Source organism: Tepidimonas fonticaldi (genome assembly GCF_007556755.1).
Classification (GTDB): Bacteria; Pseudomonadota; Gammaproteobacteria; order Burkholderiales; family Burkholderiaceae_C; genus Tepidimonas; species Tepidimonas fonticaldi.
In genome coordinates, this window is record NZ_VJOO01000005.1 from 1 (window position 1) to 20475 (window position 20475).

General features: G+C 71.3%; 22 protein-coding genes and 1 riboswitch. Of the genes, 15 read left to right on the forward strand and 7 right to left on the reverse strand.

From position 1 onward, the window contains the following. Positions 1–47: 47 nt before the first annotated feature. From Tfont_RS03950 to lptF, 3 genes are read right to left on the reverse strand one after another with little or no spacing between them, the layout of a single operon-like run. Positions 48–992: a CysB family HTH-type transcriptional regulator gene (locus Tfont_RS03950; RefSeq protein ID WP_068609275.1), complete on the reverse strand. Its 945-nt coding sequence runs from the start codon at positions 990–992 to the stop codon at positions 48–50. Positions 993–1009: 17 nt separating this feature from the next. Further along, positions 1010–2119 (reverse strand): LPS export ABC transporter permease LptG, encoded by a 1110-nt coding sequence (gene lptG, locus Tfont_RS03955; protein ID WP_143968476.1) that lies wholly within the window; start codon positions 2117–2119, stop codon positions 1010–1012. Beyond that, the gene (gene lptF, locus Tfont_RS03960; RefSeq protein WP_143968477.1) at positions 2116–3219 is read right to left on the reverse strand and encodes an LPS export ABC transporter permease LptF; all 1104 of its coding nucleotides are present in this window, start codon (positions 3217–3219) and stop codon (positions 2116–2118) included. The genes lptG and lptF overlap by 4 nt, the downstream gene beginning before the upstream one ends. A gap of 30 nt (positions 3220–3249) precedes the next feature. Between lptF and Tfont_RS03965 the strand changes: the two genes are divergently transcribed. From Tfont_RS03965 to Tfont_RS03980, 4 genes are all read left to right on the forward strand, one after another. Then, positions 3250–4767: a leucyl aminopeptidase gene (locus Tfont_RS03965; protein ID WP_143968478.1), complete on the forward strand. Its 1518-nt coding sequence runs from the start codon at positions 3250–3252 to the stop codon at positions 4765–4767. A 22-nt stretch (positions 4768–4789) separates the two neighbouring features. Further along, complete coding sequence (locus tag Tfont_RS03970) at positions 4790–5269, forward strand: DNA polymerase III subunit chi (RefSeq protein ID WP_068609283.1); 480 nt, start codon at positions 4790–4792, stop codon at positions 5267–5269. Beyond that, on the forward strand, positions 5266–5670 hold the full coding sequence (locus Tfont_RS03975) for a hypothetical protein (RefSeq protein ID WP_143968479.1): 405 nt from the start codon (positions 5266–5268) through the stop codon (positions 5668–5670). The genes Tfont_RS03970 and Tfont_RS03975 overlap by 4 nt, the downstream gene beginning before the upstream one ends. Before the next feature lie 117 nt (positions 5671–5787). Then, positions 5788–6963, forward strand: a complete 1176-nt coding sequence (locus Tfont_RS03980) for a branched-chain amino acid ABC transporter substrate-binding protein (protein WP_143968480.1) — start codon at positions 5788–5790, stop codon at positions 6961–6963. Between the two features lie 98 nt (positions 6964–7061). Here the strand turns inward: Tfont_RS03980 and Tfont_RS03985 are convergent, their stop codons facing one another. Further along, positions 7062–7451 (reverse strand): SWIB/MDM2 domain-containing protein, encoded by a 390-nt coding sequence (locus Tfont_RS03985; protein ID WP_068609287.1) that lies wholly within the window; start codon positions 7449–7451, stop codon positions 7062–7064. Between the two features lie 179 nt (positions 7452–7630). Here Tfont_RS03985 and rraA point away from each other — a divergent pair, with 179 nt between their 5' ends. After that, positions 7631–8134 (forward strand): ribonuclease E activity regulator RraA, encoded by a 504-nt coding sequence (gene rraA / locus Tfont_RS03990; RefSeq protein ID WP_143968481.1) that lies wholly within the window; start codon positions 7631–7633, stop codon positions 8132–8134. Here the strand turns inward: rraA and Tfont_RS03995 are convergent. The 3 genes from Tfont_RS03995 to Tfont_RS04005 form a co-directional block, all read right to left on the reverse strand. Then, positions 8113–8925: a sulfite exporter TauE/SafE family protein gene (locus Tfont_RS03995; RefSeq protein WP_143968482.1), complete on the reverse strand. Its 813-nt coding sequence runs from the start codon at positions 8923–8925 to the stop codon at positions 8113–8115. The genes rraA and Tfont_RS03995 overlap by 22 nt on opposite strands. Positions 8926–9232: 307 nt before the next feature. Continuing rightward, the gene (locus Tfont_RS04000) at positions 9233–9595 is read right to left on the reverse strand and encodes a cell division protein ZapA (protein ID WP_143968567.1); all 363 of its coding nucleotides are present in this window, start codon (positions 9593–9595) and stop codon (positions 9233–9235) included. A gap of 11 nt (positions 9596–9606) precedes the next feature. Then, positions 9607–9816, reverse strand: coding sequence for a DUF904 domain-containing protein (locus Tfont_RS04005; protein WP_143968483.1), 210 nt, complete (start codon positions 9814–9816; stop codon positions 9607–9609). Positions 9817–9851: 35 nt separating this feature from the next. Continuing rightward, positions 9852–10096, forward strand: a riboswitch (cobalamin riboswitch). Positions 10097–10174: 78 nt separating this feature from the next. Here Tfont_RS04005 and Tfont_RS04010 point away from each other — a divergent pair. From Tfont_RS04010 to Tfont_RS04055, 10 genes are read left to right on the forward strand one after another with little or no spacing between them, the layout of a single operon-like run. Further along, the gene (locus Tfont_RS04010; protein ID WP_143968484.1) at positions 10175–12040 is read left to right on the forward strand and encodes a TonB-dependent receptor domain-containing protein; all 1866 of its coding nucleotides are present in this window, start codon (positions 10175–10177) and stop codon (positions 12038–12040) included. 9 nt (positions 12041–12049) lie between these two features. Further along, on the forward strand, positions 12050–13441 hold the full coding sequence (locus Tfont_RS04015; RefSeq protein WP_260682250.1) for a cobyrinate a,c-diamide synthase: 1392 nt from the start codon (positions 12050–12052) through the stop codon (positions 13439–13441). Further along, complete coding sequence (locus tag Tfont_RS04020; protein WP_143968485.1) at positions 13438–14301, forward strand: cobalamin-binding protein; 864 nt, start codon at positions 13438–13440, stop codon at positions 14299–14301. Before Tfont_RS04015 ends, Tfont_RS04020 begins: the two co-directional genes overlap by 4 nt. Next, positions 14294–14857 (forward strand): bifunctional adenosylcobinamide kinase/adenosylcobinamide-phosphate guanylyltransferase, encoded by a 564-nt coding sequence (locus tag Tfont_RS04025; protein ID WP_068609296.1) that lies wholly within the window; start codon positions 14294–14296, stop codon positions 14855–14857. The genes Tfont_RS04020 and Tfont_RS04025 overlap by 8 nt, the downstream gene beginning before the upstream one ends. Further along, on the forward strand, positions 14857–15819 hold the full coding sequence (locus tag Tfont_RS04030; RefSeq protein WP_143968569.1) for an ABC transporter substrate-binding protein: 963 nt from the start codon (positions 14857–14859) through the stop codon (positions 15817–15819). The genes Tfont_RS04025 and Tfont_RS04030 overlap by 1 nt, the downstream gene beginning before the upstream one ends. Beyond that, positions 15816–16877, forward strand: a complete 1062-nt coding sequence (locus Tfont_RS04035) for an iron chelate uptake ABC transporter family permease subunit (RefSeq protein ID WP_143968486.1) — start codon at positions 15816–15818, stop codon at positions 16875–16877. The genes Tfont_RS04030 and Tfont_RS04035 overlap by 4 nt, the downstream gene beginning before the upstream one ends. Continuing rightward, on the forward strand, positions 16874–17800 hold the full coding sequence (locus Tfont_RS04040) for an ABC transporter ATP-binding protein (protein ID WP_260682251.1): 927 nt from the start codon (positions 16874–16876) through the stop codon (positions 17798–17800). The genes Tfont_RS04035 and Tfont_RS04040 overlap by 4 nt, the downstream gene beginning before the upstream one ends. Then, positions 17775–18452, forward strand: a complete 678-nt coding sequence (locus Tfont_RS04045) for an energy-coupling factor ABC transporter permease (protein WP_143968487.1) — start codon at positions 17775–17777, stop codon at positions 18450–18452. Before Tfont_RS04040 ends, Tfont_RS04045 begins: the two co-directional genes overlap by 26 nt. Then, the gene (cobA, locus tag Tfont_RS04050; RefSeq protein ID WP_143968488.1) at positions 18442–19239 is read left to right on the forward strand and encodes a uroporphyrinogen-III C-methyltransferase; all 798 of its coding nucleotides are present in this window, start codon (positions 18442–18444) and stop codon (positions 19237–19239) included. The genes Tfont_RS04045 and cobA overlap by 11 nt, the downstream gene beginning before the upstream one ends. Beyond that, positions 19236–20468, forward strand: a complete 1233-nt coding sequence (locus tag Tfont_RS04055) for a precorrin-3B synthase (protein ID WP_143968489.1) — start codon at positions 19236–19238, stop codon at positions 20466–20468. Before cobA ends, Tfont_RS04055 begins: the two co-directional genes overlap by 4 nt. The last annotated feature ends 7 nt before the right edge of the window (positions 20469–20475 follow it).

Genomic DNA, 20475 nt, shown 5'->3' on the forward strand with positions numbered 1-20475 from the left:
GGGCAATGGGGGCGTTCATGGTCGGTGGGGCGCTGGCGTCGGGGGCATCACAGTTGGTAGTCGTGGCCGCCGCCTTCCATCGCGCGCAGGATGAGGTCGCGCGAGAGGCGGTCACTGAGAAACTCGGCAAAACGCAGCACGAACTGGCGCAGGTACGCACCGCGTTTGAACGCCACCCGCGCCACGTTCTGGCCGAACAAGTGGCCCGCCGGCCGGGCCACCAGATCCGGCGTGCGCTCCTCGCCCTGGACGGCCATTTCAGCCACGATGCCCACACCCATGCCCAGCTTGACGTAGGTTTTGATGACGTCGGAATCGATGGCTTCCAGCACGATCTGGGGCGTGAGGCCGCGTTGGGCGAAGGCTTGGTCGATGCGTGTGCGCCCGGTGAAGGTGGGGTGGTAGGTGATGAGCGGCTGCGCGACCAGGTCCTCCAGCCCGATGCGCTCGCGCTCCAGCAGCGGGTGGCCCGGGGGGAGCACCAGCATGTGCTGCCATTCGTAGCAGGGCAGGGTGACCAGATCGTCGTAGTGCGACAGCGATTCCGTCGCAATCCCGATGTCGGCGCCGTCTTCGAGCACCAGGCGCGCCACCTGATCGGGCGAGCCCTGATGCAGGCTGATGCTGACCTTGGGGTAGGCCTGCCGCAGCCGCACCACCGGCGCGGGCAGCACATAGCGCGCCTGGGTGTGCGTGGTGGCGATGGACAGCGTGCCGCTGTCCTGGGCCGCGTAATGCTCCCCGATGCGTTTGAGGTTTTGCACCTCGCGCAGGATGATTTCGATGCTGCGCACGACCTGCCGGCCGGGCTCGGTCAGCCGCTTGATGCGCTTGCCGTGGCGCGCAAAGATGTCGATGCCGAGTTCGTCCTCCAGCTCCAGGATGGCCTTGGAGACGCCCGGCTGCGAGGTGTGCAGGGCCTTGGCCGCCTCGGTCAGGTTGAGGTTGCGGCGCACGGCCTCTTGCACGAAGCGAAACTGATGCAGATTCACGCACGACCTCCAACGCGTCAGCGGCGCAGCACCAGCCAGCCAAAGGCGGCCAGCGACAGCAGCGAGTACAGGGCCGACGGCGCCCCCGCGGCCAGCCAGGGCTGCCAGCCGTGCAGGTTGCCGATGTGGCCGAACACGCTGTTGATCAGGAAGAAGCTGATGCCGATCATGATGCCCGCGAACACATAGGCCGACAGCCCCTGGTTGCGGAAGTGCAGATAGGCGAACGGCAGCGCCAGCACCACCATCACCACGCAGCTCAGCGGGTAGAAGAGCTTGCGCCAGAACTCGATCTCGTAGCGCTGGGCGGTCTGTTCGTTGGCCTCCAGGTGCCGCACATAGTTGAACAGGTCCAGCGTGCGCATGCGCTGGGGCTTGAGCAGGGCCACGTTGAGCATGTCCGCGCTCAGGGAGGAGGGCCAGTCGAGCGTGGCCAGCGCTTCGCGGCGGGTGTGCTGCGCGTCGTCGAACCGCTGGCGCTCCACCTCCCGCAGGTGCCAGACGCCCGTTTGCGCGTCGATGGTGCCGGCCGCTGCTCGAACCGTCTCCCGCACGCGGCCGTGGGCGTCGAAGACGAACAGCCGGATGCCGCGCAGCTCTCCATCGGGGGACAGCGCCCGCACATTCACCGAGGTGTGCGTGTCCTGCGTGCGCTCCCGCAGCCAGGCGCCGGTCTGCCCGATGCTGATCCCCCCGCGAAACTGCGCCTTGAGCAATTGGCCTTGGCGCTCGGCCGCCGGGGCCAGGTAGTCGCCCACGGCAAAGGTCAGCACCGCGAAGCCCACGCCCAGCACCGCCACCAGCCGCAGGGCCCGCCCCGGCCCCAGGCCGCTGGTGCGCAAAATGGTGAATTCCGACCCCTGGGCCAGCCGGGCCATGGCGTACACCGTGCCGATCAGCACCGCGATCGGCATCAGCTCGTACAAGCGGCTGGGCAGCAGCAGGCCGACGTAGAGCAGGGCGTCGGTCATGTCGTACTGGTCCCCGGGGCGCACGAGCGACGGGCGGCCCAGGGACGACAGATCGTCGATCAGGTCGAAGAACGAGAACAGCGCCAGGAAGGCCAGCAGCACGAACGCCACCGCCGCCAGCACCTCGCCGTAGATCAGCCGCCGGACGGTTTTCATGCGGGCGACTCCGCGCGGCGGCGCAGCCGCAGGGTCCAGGGGTGTTCGCGGTGCGCCATCCACAGCAGCGCCCCCAGGGCCACGCCCCCGTGCAGCGCCAGCATGAAGGACAGGGCGCCGACGCGTTCGCGGGCGATCCAGTCGCTGCCCGCGCTCAGCAGGTTGTAGTAGGTGACGAAGGCCAGCAGCATGAACAGCAGATTGCCGCTGTTGCCCGCGCGCGGATTGGTGGCCGCGACGGCGATGGCCAGCAGGGCCAGGTTGATGGCGCTGATCACCATGCCGGCGCGCCACGCCAGCTCGCCGCGGCTGGCGGGCGACCCGTCCCGCAGCAGCACCCAGGTCGGCAGCGCACCGCGCCGGCTGACGTCGCCCGCCGTGGCGCTGGCGCCGTGCACCCGCACCCAGTGCTGCTCGAACTCGCTGACCTGCAACGCCTCGTGGCTGTCCTGGGCCGGCCGCCACAGGCGCTGGCCGTCCTCCAGCACCAGATAGGTCACCCCGTCCACCGTCACCACGCGGCCCGCGCGGGCCGACACGATGCTTTCGCTGCCGTCGCGCTCGACGCTGGCGACGAACACATTGCGGCCCTCGCGGCCATTTTGCGTGTCGCGGTCGATGAAAAACACCCGGCGCCCGCCGCTGGACTCCTGAAACTGTCCGGGCGCGATGCGCTCGAGGTCGCCGCGCTGCTCGTAGCGCGCGCGCATCTCGTCGCGCTGCTGCTGCGCCCACGGCGCGGCAAAAGCCATCAGGACGGCGATCGCGACCCAGATGGGCCACGCAAACCGGACCACGGGACGAATGAAGCGCCCGAGCCCCAGCCCGCTCATGTGCCAGATCACCATCTCGCTGTCGCGGTACATGCGCGACAGCGTGCCCGCCACCGCGACGAACAGCGCGACGGTCAGCACGGGGCCCAGTTGCCCGAGCATGCCGTAGGTCAAAAACAGCACGAGCGTCTGCGGGTCCACCTCGCCGCGGCTGGCCTGGCCGAGCGATCGCACCAGCATCATGGTGATGACGACGGTCAGCATCACGACCAGCGCGGCGCCGAAGCTGCGCGCCAGTTCGCGGCGGATCGAGGATTCGAATAACATCGACGGTGGTTCGAAACGACAGCCCGCATTATGGACTTCCAACTCAAGACGCTCACGGCGCACGAAGCCGCCTCCACCGAGGCCGATGCGCTGATCCTGCTGTGGCCCGATGCCGGCGACGGCGGGGATGCCGCCCAGGCCGATCCGCTGACCCTCTGGGCGCGCCAGGCGCTGGCCGAGGGCGATCTGAAGGCCGAGCCCGGACAGTGGCTGGCCGCCCACCGGCTGCCTGGCGTGCGGCCGCGGCGCGTCGTGCTGGTGCGCTGCGGCGACGGCAGTGCGCCCCGGGTGCGGCAGGCGGTTTCGGCCGCGTTCGGTGCCCTCAAGGGCGGCTCGCCGGTGCGCCGTCTGGTCCTGCAACTGGGGGCGCTGCCGCCGCTGGCCGTGCGGTCCGCCGTGTTGGCCGTGGCCGAGGCGAGCTACCGCTACACGACCACGCTGTCCGAGCCGCAGCCGCGTGCCCTGGCTGCCGTCACCGTGGGGGTGGCGAACCGCGAGGGGGTGCAATCGACCTTCGACGAGGCCGTGGCCATCGTGCGCGGGCAGGAGCTGGCCAAGGAATGGGCCAACCGCCCCGCCAACCACGCCACGCCGGCGGACTTGGCGGAGGCGGCCAAGGCCCTGCAAGGCCGCGGCATCGCCGTGGAGGTGCTCGGCCCCAAAGAGGTGGCCAAGCTGGGCATGGGCGCCTTCCTCGCCGTCGCGCAGGGGTCGGATCAGCCGCTGCGCTTCATCGTCCTGCACTACCGCGGGGCGGCCAAGTCGGTCGCGCCGGTGGTGCTGGTCGGCAAGGGGATCACGTTCGACACGGGGGGCATCTCGCTCAAGCCCGCGGCGGACATGGACGAAATGAAATTCGACATGGGCGGCGCGGCCAGCGTGCTGGGCACGTTCGAGGCGCTGGCCCATCTGCGCCCGGCCCTCAACGTCGTGGGCCTGATCCCGGCTTGCGAAAACATGCCGGGCGGCCGCGCGGTCAAGCCGGGCGACGTCGTGCGCAGCCTCAGCGGTCAAACCATCGAGATTCTGAACACCGATGCCGAGGGGCGTCTGATCCTGTGCGACGCGCTGACCTACGCGCAGCGCTTCCAGCCGCGTGCCGTGATCGATATCGCCACGCTGACCGGGGCCTGCGTGATCGCGCTGGGCCAGGTGCGCTCGGGCCTGTTCGCCAACGACGACGAGCTGGCGCGCGCCCTGCTCGAGGCCGGCGATGCGGCGGCCGATCCCTGCTGGCGCATGCCGCTCGACGAGGAGTACGGCGAGGCGCTGAAGTCGTCCTTTGCGGACGTGGCCAACGTCGGCGGTCGGGCGGCAGGTGCGGTCACCGCGGCCAAGTTTCTGCAGCGCTTCGTCAAGGACGTACCGTGGGCGCACCTGGACATCGCCGGCACCGCCTGGAAGAGCGGCAAGGACAAGGGCGCCACGGGGCGGCCCGTCCCGCTGCTGGTGCGCTATCTGCTCGACGAGGCGGCGCGGGCGCAGACCCAGGGCCAACCGGACCGCTCGACCCGCCCGTCCAAGCGCAGCCGGCGCGCCGCCCATTGACCCCCTGAATGCGAATGCCGCCATGGACGTGGCGTTTCACCTGAACGTGCCGGCCCCCTGGCCAGCGCGCAGCACCTACCTCTGCCGTCTGCTGGCCAAGGCTTACGCGGCGGGGGCGCGGGTGTGGGTGGTGGTCGCGCCGGACGAGGTGGCGCGCCTCGACGAGGCGCTGTGGACGCTGCCGGTCGATGACTTCGTCCCCCATGTTCGCGCCGACGCGGCCGAGCTGCTGCGCAAACGATCGCCCGTCGTGATCGCCGGGCCCGCCGATCCCCTGGCGGGCGAGCGCGGCGTGCTCGTGAATGCCCAGCCCGAATGGCCCAGCGTGCTGGAGGCCGACGGGGTGCGGTTTGCGCGCGTGGTGGAGGTGGTCTCGTCCGACGAGGCCGACAAGGCCGCCGCGCGGCAGCGCTGGCGCCGCTACCAGGGGATGGGTGTGAGCCCGGTCGCGCACGATCGGGCCCAACGGTCTGCGCCGGCACCGGCCGGGGTGGGGGCATGACACCGCCCGGCCGTCAGCCGCCGCCGGTCGTCCCCACGCTCACCGATGTGGTGGCGGGGCTGTCGGTGGCTCCGGCCCCAGCGCCGTCCGCGCCGCCGTTCGTGCCCCCCGCGTCTTCAGCACCGGTGCCTCGTTCGGTTCCCGAGGCGGCGACCGATGGGATGGCGACCGAGGCCGCGGCACCCGCCCCGCCGACCGAGGCGCTGGTGGACACGATCACCGACCGCGTGATGGCACGCTTTTTGCCTGAATTGGAGTGGCGCATTGCGGATGCGCTGCAGGCCTGGATGCTGGCGCAGTCGAGTGCCGGTGCCGCGGTGATTGCCGCGATATTGCGCGATGAAATCGCGGATCATGTCCGCGAAGCGTTGGGTGATGCATTAGGGTCAACCCGCGATTGACCCTTTCAGACGCCCTCATCTGATCTGACGTTTTTCGTGTATCGTAAAGGCCTGCGCGAAAAGTTCCGTGTTGCGCAAACCGTTCAACCATTTCGTCTGACAAGGGTCACCATGCAAATGCAATATAAACTGGCCATCGTCGCTGCTGCCGCCATCGCTCTGGCTGCCTGCGGCAAGAAGGAAGAAGCCAAGCCCGCTGCGGCGCAAGGCCCGGCTGTCGAGCAGCTGGTCGTCAAGATCGGTCACGTCGGTCCCACCAGCGGCCCGATCGCGCACCTCGGCAAGGACAACGAAAACGGCGCCCGCATGGCCATCGACGAGCTCAACGCCGCCGGCATCCAGATCGAAGGCAAGCCGGTCAAGTTCGAGCTGCTGGCCGAAGACGATGCGGGGGATCCGAAGCAAGGCACGGCCGCCGCGCAGAAGCTGGTCGACGCCAAGGTCAATGGCGTGATCGGTCACCTGAACTCGGGCACCACCATCCCGGCGTCGCAGCTGTACAACGCGGCCGGCATCCCGCAGATCTCGCCGTCGGCCACCAACCCGAAGTACACCCGCCAGGGCTTCAACAACGTCTTCCGCGTGGTGGCGGATGACACGCACCTGGGCGGCACGCTGGGCAAGTACGCGATCGAGAAGCTGGGCGCCAAGAAGGTGGCCGTCATCGACGACCGCACCGCCTACGGCCAGGGCGTGGCCGACGAGTTCGAGAAGGGCGTCAAAGCCGCCGGCGGCGAGGTCGTGGACCGCGAGTTCACCAACGACAAGGCCACCGACTTCAACGCCATCCTGACCAAGATCAAGGCCAAGAAGCCCGACGTGGTGTTCTTCGGCGGCATGGACGCCGTGGCTGGCCCGATGCTCAAGCAGATGAAGCAGCTGGGCATCAACGCCAAGTTCATGGGTGGCGACGGCATCTGCACCAGCGAGCTGCCCAAGCTGGCCGGCGACGGCATGGCCGACGAGCAGGTCTACTGCGCCGAGGCCGGTGGTGTCGAGGGCGAACAAAAGGCCGCGATGGATAAGTTCCGCGCCGACTACAAGGCCAAGTTCGGCATGGACGTCCAGGTGTACGCCCCGTACGTGTACGACGCCGTCAACGTGATGGTCAAGGCCATGCAAAACGCCAACTCGGCCGATCCGGCCAAGTACCTGCCGGCGCTCAAGTCGATCAGCTACAAGGGCGTGACGGGCCAGATCGAGTTCGACGAGAAGGGTGACATCAAGAACGGCGCCCTGACGCTGTACACCTACAAGGGTGGCCAGCGTTCGGAGATCGCGGTCATCCGCTGATCGCGCTTCGCTCCCGCGCAAAAAACCCCGCCGAGGCGGGGTTTTTTGTTGGCTGGGCCGTCGCGTCGCGCGGCCGGCCGGCGGCAAAAGATCTCAGCTCACGACAGGTGGGCGCTGATGAGCTTGGTCATCTCGAACATCGACACCTGGGGCTTCTTGAGCACGGCCTTGAGCTTGGCGTCGGCGTTGATCATGCGCTTGTTGGTGGCGTCCTGCAGCTTGTTCTTCTTGATGTACTCCCACACCTTCTTGGTCACCTCGGTGCGCGGCAGCGGCTTGGCACCGACGATGGCCGCCAGATCGGCGCTCGGCGTCATCGGCTTCATGAACGCCGCGTTGGGCGTGCGCTTCGGCGCGGCGGCCTTGGCAGCCGGTTGGGCGGTCTTGGCCGCGGGGGCAGACTTGGCGGTGGCAGCTTTCTTCGCAGTGGCCATGGAGGGTTCCTTCGGTTGGTTGCAAGCTCGCCACGGAGCGCCTGGCGCTCGCATGGATGAACGCATCGTATACGCAAACCCCTGGTTATTCTAGAGCGCAGCGGGCATTTTGGCGTCTGGGCGGGGTTTTCCCGCGTCGGGGAGGGGGTGGTCGTTGCGCCGCGCCGACGCCGGTGGGGCCTGGGCCATGACCTATGATGCGGACTGAATCGACTTCCGCATTGCTTAGGCCCATGACGACCGCGTTTTCCACCTGCGATCTGTGCGATGCCCACAAGGGCGACACGAGCGGCGCATTCCGCGTGCTGCCGCCGGTGTTTCGGGATTTTGGCGGGCGCGGCCATTTCGGCGGCCCGGTGAGCACCGTCAAATGCCACGAGGACAACAGCCTGGTCAAAGCCGCGCTGGACGAGCCCGGGTTGGGTCGAGTGCTGGTCGTGGATGGCGGGGCGTCGTTGCGGCGCGCGCTGGTCGGGGGCAATCTGGCGGCCGCGGCGGCGCGCAACGGCTGGGCCGGGGTGGTCGTGGATGGCTGCGTGCGGGACGTGGCCGAGCTGTCGGCGGCCCCTGTCGGCATCCGCGCCCTGGCGGCCATGCCTCTGCCCACCGACAAGCGGGGGCAGGGCCAGCGCGATGTGGCCGTCCAGATTCAGGGCGTCTGGGTGCGCCCGGGTGACTGGCTATACGCCGATGCGGACGGCATCGTCGTCGCGGCTCAACCGCTCCACGCCTCGTAAGTCATCGCGGCCGCCAGGCCGTACAGAATCAGCGCAAAGACGCGTTTGAGGGTGGAGACGGGCAGCGCGTGGGCCACGCGCACCCCCACCGGGGCCATGAGCACGCTGGCGCTGGCAATGACGGCCAGCGCGGGCAAAAAGATGAAGCCCAGCGACCCTGCGGGTCGGCCCGCCACCTGGGCGCCCGACCAGATGTAGCCCACGGCGTTGGCCAGCGCGATGGGAAAGCCGAGCGCCGCGCTGGTGGCGACCGCCTGGTGCATGGCGACGTTGCACCAAGTCATGAACGGGACGCTGATGAAGCCCCCGCCCGCGCCGACCAGGCCGGACAGAAATCCGATGAGCCCGCCAGCGGCAAACTGTCCGCCCGGGCCGGGCAGGCTGCGGTGCGCCGAGGGTTTGCTCCCCCGCAGCATTTGCGTGGCCGAAAAGGCGACGAACCCGGCAAACAGCAAGGCCAGCCAGCGCCCCTGCACGATGCGAAAGACCCCCGCACCCGCCAGCGCGGCCCCAAGCACGATGCCCGGTGCCAGCCGCGCCACCAGATCCCAGCGCACGACGCCCCGCCGATGGTGCGCGCGCACGCTGGAGATGGAGGTGAACACGATGGTGGCCATCGAGGTGGCGATGGCCATCTTGACCGCCAGATCGGCCGAGATGCCGCGGTGGCTCAGAATGAAGGTGATGAAGGGCACGAGGAGCATGCCGCCGCCGATGCCCAGCAGCCCCGCAAAAAATCCGGTCACGAGGCCCAGAGCGGCCAATTCGGCGATTAGCAGGGGGTCGAGCATGCCAACAGCGCAGCGGTGCCAGCGCGCAGGACGGCGCCGGGGGTGGGCGAAGAGGTGTCTGCCAAGCCGCCGGGCCGGCATCCTGAACGCGGGGGTTCAGGTGGGCGAGGGCAGCGCAGCTTCGGGTTCGTCTGACGCGAGACGATCGCGCCCACTGCACGATGTACCAAGCCCGGGCTCAAAGAGCATTGGTTCAAGGAATATAAAGCCCGGCGGTTGACAGACGCCCCCATTGTACGCCGGTGTCAGGCCGATCGTGCGACGGCATACCGCGCAGGCGCACCCAGGGGGCCGTCGCCTCCGGGCATCAAAGCAACTGGTCGTCGGCCGCGAGCGCGCCGTCGATACGCGCGATCAGCCGGCGCAGGGCCTCGTCGGCTTCGGCCGACAGAGCCGGCGCGGCGTCGGCCGTGGGGGTGTCGCCCCCTTCGGCCGTGCCGAAGGACGAGTTGCGAAAGGCCAGCGAGGGATCCCGGTGCGAGGCGTCGAAGGCGATGTTGAGCGCGGCGAGCACGGCGATGCGGTCGCGTGCCTTGACCTTGCCCGCGTCACGGATGCGGCACATGGCGGCGTCGACCTTGGCCACCGCCTCGCGCAGCGCCTCTTCGCCGTCCACGGGGCAGGCCAGCAGGTAGGTCTGGCTCATGATTTGGACCTCGACCTGTTTGATGCCCGGTTTGCTCATGGGGCGTCCTCCTCGGCGGCGACACTGGCGATCACGGCGTCCAGGCGCTGCCGGGCGGCCGCGCATTGCGCAAGCAGGTGATCGCGCTCCTGCGCCAGGCGCTGGACCTCCTGCTGCAGCAGGGCCTGGGTGCGCAGCAGTTCCTGATGCCGCAAAAGCAGCCGTTCGAGCCGCTGGGCGAGCTCTTCAATGATCGCAGGCGTCATGACCCGCGAATTGTAGGGGTCGCGCAAGGGTTCGAAATACAATGTGGGGCGTTGGTGCTCGCGCCGCGGTTCTCGCGGCGCAGTTAAACGGGAAGCTTGGGGGGATGCCGGCCGCTCGGCCGGATCCTAACCAGCGCTGCCCCCGCAACGGTAAGTGGACGGGTGCGTGTGGTTCGCGCACCCCGCTTTCGCCCGTCGGTCACTGGATGCCTGGCATCTGGGAAGGCCCGCGAAGGTTGCTTCCACCAGCCCGGATACCGGCCAACGCGGTGATCGGCTCGACGCGGTCGGGCCGGTTGTGACGTCCACGCACCGTCGGGGAAGGCGGTGAGGACACGTTCGTTTGGTTCGTGCTTTCATGAAAACGCCTCTCGTGCGCGCCGCCGCGGCCGCGCTCGCACCTGCCCTGCCGGTGGGTGCCTTGTTGTGTGTACCCCTGGCCCATGCGGCCGATGACACCCCGGCTGGGGCCGGCCCGTCCCTGGGGGCGGTGGTGGTTAGTGCCACCCGCTCGCAGCAGCCCATCACCGACGTGATCGCCGATGTGACGGTGATCGACCGCGACACGATCGAGCGCAGCGGCGCCGCCGCGCTGGCCGATGTCCTGGCGCGGGTGCCGGGTGTCACCATCAGCCGCAACGGCGGGCCGGCCACGACGACAAACGTCTACCTGCGCGGCGCCGAGGGCCGTTTCACCGCGGTGTTCATCGACGGGGTGCGCATCGATTCGCAATCCACCGGCGGGGCGACCTGGAATGCGATCCCGTTGTCGCAGGTGGATCGCATCGAGGTGCTGCGCGGTCCGGCCGCGGCCATCTATGGCTCGGACGCGCTGGCTGGGGTCGTGCAGATCTTTACGCGGCAGGGCGAGGCCGGGTTCTTCCCCTCGGTGCGGGTGGGGCTGGGCAGTCAGGACACGCGCACGCTCGGGGTGTCGCTGCGCGGTGGCGCCGAGGGCGTGGACTATGCGGTGGGCGTGGGGACCGAGCGCAGCGACGGCTTCAATGTCCGCCCGCTGGGCAACCCGGACCGCGACGGCTACCGCAACGAAAACCTGTCCGGCCGCATTGGCTGGCAGGTGGCCCCCGGGCAGAAACTGGACGTGACGCTGCTGGACAGCCGTCAGCGCGCCGATTACGACGGATTCACGCCCGGGCTGGACGACCAGAGCCTGCACCGCCTGCGCACGGCCGGGCTGCACTGGACGGCGCAGTGGAGCGATGTCTGGTCCACCCGCGCCAGTCTGACCCGCGGCACCGACCGCTACGAGACGACGCCGTCGCCGTACCTGACCGAGACGCGCGTGACCACCGCGCTGCTGCGCAACGAAGTGCGGCTGGGCCAGGGCCTGATGACGGTCGATCTGGAGCGGCGCGAGGATGCGCTGCAAAACCGCAGCACCACGCCGGCCCGCACCGACCGCCACCAGAACGCCCTGGCCGTGGGTTACGGCTGGCGGTCGGGGCCGCACAACCTGCAGGTCAATGCGCGCCACGACGACGACAGCGAATTCGGCGGCCAGTCCACCGGGCTGCTGGCCTATGGCTATGACGTCAGCCGCACGCTGCGCCTGACGGCGTCGGCGGGTACGGCGTTCCGGGTGCCGACGCTGTTTCAGCGCTTCAGCATCTACGGCACGCCGGACCTGAAGGCCGAGACCGCGCACAACGTCGAGGCCGGTGTGCACTGGCAATCCGGCACGGACCGCCTGGCCGTGGTGGTCTACCGCAACCGCGTGCGCGACCTGATCGACTACGTGAGTGGGCCGGGGCCGTGCGTCAACGGCGTGGGAACGTACGCCGGTTGCTACGGCAATGTCGGGCGGGCCCGCATCACGGGGGTGACGTTCAGCGGCGGCACCCGGGTCGGTGCGGTCAACCTGGGCGGCTCGTGGGACGTGATGCGACCCAAGAATGCGTTGACGGACAAGTGGCTGGCGCGCCGCGCGCGGTCGCGGGCGACCCTGACGGCCGACACCGCGCTGGCCGGCTGGCGCCTGGGTGGCGAGGTGCAATACGTGGGCGAGCGCTACAACAACGCGGCCAACACCCAGCGGCTGCCTGGGTACACCCTGCTCAACCTGACGGCCGAGCGGCCGCTGGGGCGCGACTGGCGCTTGCTCGCGCGCATCGACAACGCGACCGATCGCGCCTACGAATCGGTGCTGGGCTATGCCACGGCGGGCCGCACGGTGTTCGTCGGCCTGACCTGGGCCCCACGCTGAGGCCGGGTCATGGCCCCGGTGACCGCCGCTGTAAACGCTGCCGCCATGCGCTGCCCCGCGCTGCTGATCGCGGCCCCGGCCTCCGGTCAGGGCAAGACCAGCGTCACCGCGGCGCTGGCGCGCTGGCACGCGCGCCAGGGGCGGCGCGTGCGGGTGTTCAAGTGCGGGCCGGATTTTCTTGACCCGCAATGGCTCGAGCGAGCCAGCGGCCACCCGGTGGACAACCTCGACCTCTGGATGAACGGCGAGGCCGACGTGCGCGCGCGGCTGGCGCGCGCGGCGCAGCAGGCCGACCTGATCCTGATCGAGGGGGTGATGGGCCTCTACGACGGCGAGCCCAGCGCCGCCGAACTGGCGCAGCGACTGGGCATCCCGGTGCTGGCGGTGGTGGACGCCGGAGCGATGGCGGGCACCTTCGGCGCTCTGGTGCACGGGCTGCGCCACTACCGGCCGGGGCTGCCGTGGGCAGGGGTGCTGGCCAACCGCGTCGCCGGCACGGGGCACGCGCAGATGCTGCAAGCGGCGCTGCGCGACGGCGACGGCCCCTGGTGGGGAGCGCTGCCGCGTGACGAAGGTTTTGCCCTGCCGCAGCGCCACCTCGGCCTGACGCAGACTGGTGAGCTGCCCGATGCGCTGGTCCGGCTGGATCGCTTGGCCGATGCGCTGGAGGGCACGTCGTTGGGCCAGCTCGATGGGTCCGAATGGCAGCGCTGGGCGGTGGCGCTGGAGGTGCCGGCCGAACTGCCCGTGGTGGAGCCGTGGCTGGCCGGGCGCCGCGTCGCGGTGGCGCGCGATGCGGCGTTCAGCTTCATCTACCCCGCCAACGTGGAGACGCTGCAGGCGCTGGGGGCGGAGGTGGTGTTCTTTTCGCCGCTGGCGGACGAGCCGCTGCCCGACGCCGATGCGCTGTGGCTGCCGGGTGGCTACCCCGAGCTGCACGCCGACACGCTGGCTGCCGCGGGCCGCACGCGCGCCAGCGTGCAGCGCCACGTGCAGGCGGGCCGCCCGGTGTGGGCGGAGTGCGGCGGCATGCTGGCGCTGCTGGAGGGCCTGACCCTGGCCGACGGGCGGCGCGTGCCGATGTGGGGGCTGCTGCCGGGCGAGGCCGTCATGCGCGCGCGGCTCGTGGCGCTGGGGCCGCATGCGTGGGCGACACCCTGGGGCGAGCTGCGCGGGCATACCTTTCACTACTCGGAGACGCAGACTGCCCTTGCGCCCGCGGCGCACACCACCCCGGCGCGGGCGCATGGCCGGCCTGAGGCCATCTGGCGCCACGGGCCGGTCCGGGCGAGTTACTTTCACGCCTGGTTTGCTTCGGCTCCGCAGGCGGCGGCGCAATTGTTTCTGCCCTTGCCGCAGGAGGGGCCAGCCTCGGTGATGGTGCAGGAGACCGCCGCATGACCCGGCCCGACTTCGGCCCGCAGCGCATCGTCTGCCTGACGGAGGAGACCACCGAGTGGCTCTACCTGCTCGGGCAGCAGCACCGCATCGTCGGCATCAGCGGCTACACGGTGCGCCCGCCGCAGGCGCGGCAGGAAAAGCCGCGCGTCAGCGCCTTCCTGAACGCCAAGATCGACAAGATCCTGGCGCTGCGGCCGGATCACGTGTTCGGCTTTTCGGACCTGCAGGCCGACCTCGCCGCGGCGCTGATCCGCGCGGGCGTGGCGGTGACGGTGTTCAACCAGCGCAGCGTCGAGGAGATCTTTGCGATGCTGTGGCAGGTGGCGGCGCTGGTCGGCTGCGCGCAGCAGGGTGAGCGGCTCTTGGAGGCGATGCGGGCGCAGCACGCCGCGATGCGCGAGGCGGTGCACGAACGCCTGCAGCAGGGCGCGCGCCGCCCGCGGGTGTACTTCGAGGAGTGGGACGACCCGCCGATCACCGCCATCCGCTGGGTGTCGGAGCTGATCGAGCTGGCCGGCGGGCAGGACATCTTCCCGGAGCGCGCGCGCGAGTCGCTCGGCAAGGACCGGGTGCTGCCGGATCCGCAGGAGGTGGTGCGCCGCGCCCCCGATCTCATCATCGGCTCGTGGTGTGGCAAGAAATTCCGGCCCGAGCGCGTGGCCGCGCGGCCGGGCTGGCAGGACGTGCCGGCGGTGCGCGACGGCCAGCTGCACGAGATCAAGAGCGCCGACATCCTGCAGCCCGGCCCGGCGGCGCTGACGGATGGCGTGGCGCAGCTGCACCGCATCATCCTGGCGTGGATGGACGGGCCAGGCCGCGCGGCGGCGGGCGAGCTCCCACGGGAGGGTGGCGATGCGTGAGCTGGTGCTGGGCGGGCAGAAGAGCGGCAAGTCGCGCTGGGCCGAAGGCCGCGCGGCGCAGTGGCTGGCGGCGGATGCGCGCCACCGCGCGGTGCTGCTGGCCACCGCCCAGCCGCGCGACGCCGAGATGCGCGCGCGCATCGAGCGCCACCGGCGCGAGCGCGCCGCGCGCGTGCCGGGGCTGGAGACGCTGGAGGTGACCGGCGCGGAACTGCCGCAGGCGTTGGAGCGCCAGAGCTCGCCACAGGCGCTGGTGGTGGTGGATTGCCTGACGCTGTGGCTGACGCAGCTGGCGTGGCCGCCGGGGCGGGCGGCGGCGGTGGAGCTGGAGACGCTGGAGCCGCCGATGCAGGCGCTGGAGCAGGCGCTGCAGGCCGTCAGCGGCCCGGTGGTGCTGGTCGGCAACGAGATCGGCCTGGGCGTCATCCCGCTGGGCAGCGAGGCGCGCGCCTTCGTCGATGCGCTGGGCGCGCTGAACCAGCGCGTGGCGGCCTGCTGCGAGCGCGTCACGCTGATGGTGGCGGGCTGCCCGCTCACTGTGAAGGGGTCGGGATGATGGGGTTCAGGCGGCTTGCGCGGCTCGGATGGGCGGGGGCGCTGGGGCTGGCCGCCGCGCTGCTGGCCGGCTGGCCCGCGCGCGCCGAGGTGCGCATCACCGACGACCACGGCGTGGAGGTGCGGCTGGCGCAGCCGCCGCAGCGCATCGTCAGCCTGCTGCCGTCGCTGTCGGAGGCGGTGTGCGAGCTCGGCCGCTGCGATCGGCTGGTGGGGGTGGATCGCTACACCAACTGGCCGCCGGCGCTCGCGGGCGTACCGCGCGTCGGCGGCGGGCTGGATCCGAACATCGAGGCGATCGTGGCGCTGCGGCCCGACGTGGTGCTGCTGGCCACCTCCTCGCGCGCGATCGAGCGGCTGCGCGCGCTGGGGCTCAAGGTGGTGGCGCTGGAGCCGCGCACGCACCCCGACGTGCAGCGCGTGCTGCTGGCGCTGGGCGCGCTGCTGGAGGTGCCGGATGCGGCGCGCGTCTGGCGCGCCATCGACGCGGGGGTGTCGGCGGCGGCGCAGTCGCTGCCGCCGGCGGCGCGCGGGCTGCGCGTGTATGTGGAGGTGAGCCCCGGGCCCTACGCGGCGGGGGAGGTGTCGTTTATCGGCCAGACGCTGCAGCGGCTCGGCGCGCGCAACGTGGTGCCGGCAGCGCTGGGCCCCTTTCCGAAGCTGAACCCGGAGTTCGTCGTGCGCGCCGACCCGGACGTGATCCTGGTCAGCAGCCGCGCCGCCGAGGCGCTGGCGCAGCGGCCCGGCTGGGCGCGGCTGCGCGCGGTGCGGCAGGGGCGGGTGTGTGCGTTCGACGCCGCGCAGTCGGACGTGCTGGTGCGCCCCGGCCCGCGCATGGCCGAGGCGGCGCGGCTGATGGCCGACTGCCTGGCGCGCGCCGCCGCCGGCCGCGGCGCGCAGGGGGAGGCGACGGGCGCTGCCGCGGGTCATGCCGCGGCCGCCGTGGCGGGAGGACGCCCGTGAACGCGCGCCGCGCCGCCGGGGTGTTGCTCGCGCTGCTCGCGGCGGCGGCGGGGCTGCTGGCGCTGGCGGTCAGCGTCGGCAGCCAGGGGCTGGAGCCGGTGTGGACGTTGCTCGCATCGCCGCCGAACGAGGGGCAGGCGGCGCTGGCCGCGCAGATCGTGTGGGAGATTCGGCTGCCGCGCGCGCTGGGCGCCTGGGCCGCCGGGGCGTTGCTCGGGGTGGCGGGCGCGGTGGCGCAGGGGCTGTTCCGCAACCCGCTGGCCGACCCGTTCCTGCTCGGCAGCGCGGCGGGGGCGTCGCTGGCAGTGGCACTCGCCTTGGTGGCCTTGGGCGGTTCGGCCGGCATGCTTGGAGGGGCGGGCGCCCCCGGCTGGAGCGTGCTGTCGTCGAGCCTGTGGGTGCGGCTGGGCCTGACCGGGGCGGCGTTCGTCGGGGCGCTGGCGGCGGTGCTGCTGACGCTGGCGCTGGCGCGCGGCGTGCAGCACACGCTGCGGCTGCTGCTGGCGGGGGTGGTGGTCGGCGTGGTGCTGGGGGCCGGCACGCAGGCCGTGCTGCTGCTGGCGCCGGATGCGCTGCAGGCGATGCAGGCGTTTCTGCTCGGCTCCACGGCGTTCGTCGGCTGGCCCTCGGCGGGGCTGATGCTGGCCGCCGCTGCGCTGTGCACCGCGGCGGCGACGCTGCTGGCGCGCGCACTGGACGCGCTGGCGCTCGGCGAGGCCACCGCCGCGAGCCTCGGCATGCCGCTGGCGACGCTGCGTCTGGCGCTGGTGGCGGTGCTGGCGCTGGCCACCGCCAGCGCCGTGGCGCAGACCGGGCTGATCGCCTTCGTGGGACTCGCGGCGCCGCACCTGGTACGCGCACTGGTGCCGACGACGCACGGCTGGCTGATGGCGCTGGCCGCCGCGATGGGCGGCGCGCTGCTGCTGGCGGCCGACACGCTGGCACGGGGGTGGCTGGCGCCGCAGGAGGTGCCGGTGGGCGTGCTGACCGCGGTGCTGGGCGGCGGCTACCTGCTGTGGCTGATGCACCGCGGGCGGCTGCGGGGGCAGGGGGCATGATGCACACCGCGGTGGATGCCAACGGCCCCGTCGCGCTGGCCGCGCAGGCGGTCAGCGTCCGGCTGGGCCGCCACCCCGTGCTGCACGGCGTGACGGCGGCGCTGCCGCGCGGGCGCTGGACCTGCATCGTCGGCCCCAACGGCGCGGGCAAATCGACGCTGCTGAAGGCGCTGGCGGGCTTGCTGCCGCTGCAGGGCGGGCGCGTCGAGCTGCTGGGGCGGGCGCTGCAGGACTGGCCGCGCCGGGCGCGCGCCCGCACGGTGGCGTGGCTCGGGCAGGCCGAGCCGGGCGGCGACGACCTGACCGCCTGGGACGTGGCGATGCTGGGCCGCCTGCCGCACCAGCCGTGGCTCGGCGCGCCCAGCCCCGCCGACCGCCGCGCGGTCGAAGAGGCGCTGCGCCTGACGCAGGCGTGGGACTGGCGCGCGCGGCCGCTTGCGCAGCTATCGGGCGGGCAGCGCCAGCGCGTGCTGCTGGCGCGTCTGCTGGCGGTGCAGGCGCCGATTCTGCTGATGGACGAGCCGCTGGCGCACCTGGATCCGCCGCACCAGGCCGACTGGCTGGCGCTGGTGCGTGGGCTCACGCGGCAGGGGCAGACGGTGGTGACCGTGCTGCACGAGCTCAACATGGCGCTGCACGCCGACGAGCTGCTGATCCTGGACGCCGGCCGCGTGCGCCATCAAGGGCCGGCGGACGATCCGGCCACGCACCGCGCGCTGGAGCAGGTGTTCGGGCAGCACATCGCGGTGCGGCCGCTGGACGCCGGCGCCGCCGGCGCGGATGGCGTGTCGGCGCGTTGGGTGGTGCTGCCCAAGGAGCCCGTTTTTGCCGAAGGCGGTGAGGTCGCCTCGGCCCCCCGCGCCCGCCCGGGCGCATTCATCTGTGAGGAGGTCTGTCATGCACATCGAACCCGGAGTTGTTGAAGGCAGCAAAGCGTTACTCGGTTACGCCACCGGCACCGCTGCGGTGGCTTGGGCTGGCAAGCTGGCTTGGGACATGCTGCGACAGGAGGGGGCGCAGGCTTTGCTGCTGCGCTCGCTGTTGACCACCGCCCTGGTGTTTTGCTTTTTCGAGGTGCTGCCGCACCATCCGGTCGGCGTCTCGGAGGTGCACCTGATCCTGGGCACCACGTTGCTGCTGCTGTTCGGGGTGGCGCCAGCTGCCTTGGGGCTGGCTGGCGGGCTGCTGATTCAAGGGCTGTTTTTTGCGCCGGCGGATTTGCCGCAATACGGGATGAACGTCACCACGCTGTTGGTGCCGCTGTATGCCACCGCGGCGCTGGCGCAGCGGGTCATCCCGCAGCAGGTGGCCTGCGTCGATCTGCGCTACGCGCAGGCGCTCAAGCTGTCCGTGGCCTATCAGGGCGGCATCGTGGCTTGGGTGGCGTTCTGGGCGCTGTATGGTCATGGCCTCGAGGCGGACAACCTGGCCAACATCGGCGCGTTTGGCGCGGCGTATGTGGCGGTGATCGTGGCGGAGCCGCTGATCGACCTGGCGGTGCTGGCGGCAGCCAAAGCTCTGCACGCGCTGAAGCGCAGCGTGGCGGTGCAGCGCCGGCTCTACCATGCTGCTTGAGGCTGCGGTGCCGATGGCGCCGGGGTGGGTGTCGATCGTCGGCGCCGGCCCTGGGCCGTTGGATTTGCTCACCCTGCGCGCCCTGGATCGGCTGCGTCGCGCCGAAGTGGTCATCCACGACCGCCTGATCGGCGCCGACATCCTGGCCGAAATCCCGGCGCGGGCGCTGCGCTACGACGTCGGCAAAGCGCGCGGTCGGCATACGCTGCCGCAGGCCGACATCCACGCGCTGATGGTGGCGCACGCCCGCGCCGGACGGCGCGTGGTGCGGCTCAAAGGCGGCGATCCCTTCATCTTTGGCCGCGGCGGCGAGGAGATGCAGGCGCTGTGCGCCGCGGCGGTGCCGTTTGAGGTCGTGCCTGGGGTCAGCGCCGCGCAGGGCTGCGGCGCCGCCGCTGGCATCCCGCTGACGCAACGGGAACTGGCCAGCCAGTGCATCTTCTTGCCCGGGCACGCAGACCGCGGCGACGGCGCCTACGATTGGGCGGCGTTGGCCCGCCCCGGCCAGACCTTGGTGTTTTACATGGGCGTGGCGCGGCTGGCGTGCATCGCCGAGCGCCTCATGGCGCATGGACTGGCGCCGGATACGCCAGCCGCGCTGGTGCTGGATGGCACGCGCCCGACCCAAACCGTGTTGGCCCGTCCGCTGCAGGTGTTGGCCAGCCAAGCCCCGCCCTATGGGCCGCGGCCCGGGCTGTTGATCATCGGCCCGACGGTGGCGTTGAGCCCCCACTATCAGGCGGAGCAGACGGACGTGGCGGCAACCGTGGAGGCGTCGGGGCGATGAGCACGAGCACGCTCGCAACTGGCCGAACTCCAGAGGCGCTGCGCCGTGGCTGGTGCCCGGGAGCCTGGCGGCCGATGCCGTCGGGCGACGGCTGGATCCTGCGCATCCGCGTGCCGCTGGGGCGGTTGTCGCGGCGGCAGGCCGAGGGGTTGGCGGCCCTGATGCAGGCGCAGCGGCTCGATGTCATCGAATTGACCCAGCGCGCTCATTTGCAGTGGCGCGGGGTGCAGCCGGAGCAGCACGCCGCACTGTTGCGCGGCCTGCGGGCGCTGGGCCTGCTGGACCAGGACGCCACGCAGGAGGCGCGGCGCAATGTGTTGGTGCAGCCGTGCTGGCAACCAGGCGATGCCACGCACCGGGTGGCGCGGCAGCTGCTGCAGCGGCTGCGCCAGCCCGAGGCGCCGCAGCTACCAGCCAAGTTCGGCTTTGCCGTCGATCTGGGTCAGCGCCCCTATCTGCGCAAGGCCAGCGCCGACGTGCGCATCGAGGTGTCGCAAGACGGCTGGGCGCTCGTGCGACCCGACGGCAGCCCGTATGGCTTGGCGGTGCCGCTGGAGCGTGCGGCCGAGGAAGCCATGGCGCTGGCGACATGGTTTGCCCAGCGCGCTCAGGGTCCTGGCGCTGCGCGGCGCATGGCGGCCTGGATGGCGCAACGGCGCCGGCTCGCAAGCGAACTTGCGCCTGGGGTGCAGCCCGATGCCGGGCCCCATGCGTTCGCATGGTGGGCCGTGCTGCCGCCAGGGGTGGCCTGGGTGGCCGCGCCTTGGGGGCGACTCAGCGCCGCGGCGTGGACGAGGCTGGCGCAGCTGGCGCCGCTGCGGCTGACGCCGTGGCGGGCCGTGTTGCTGGAGCGCCACGCTCGGGCTCCCCAGGATGAAGCGTGGATCACCGAAGCGACGGATCCGCGGCTGCGCGTGGCGGCGTGCGTCGGCGCCCCCGGCTGCGTGCAGGCCGCCGGTGACACGCTGCGATTGGCCGGCTTGTTGGCAGCCAACCTGCCGCCGGACGGTTGGTTGCATGTCAGCGGCTGCGCCAAGGGCTGCGCGCATCCCCATCCGGCGCCCACCGTGCGCGTGCGCCCCGAAGGCTGGGATTGGATCGGGTGGGGTCGGGCTGATGTCGCGGCAGATGCGCATTTCAACGAAGTTGAACCGCTCATCGACGCGATGCGCCGTAATGTTGGGCGGCAGGATTGGCAGCGATCGGAAGAGGGGGGGGTTGCACGATGACGACAGG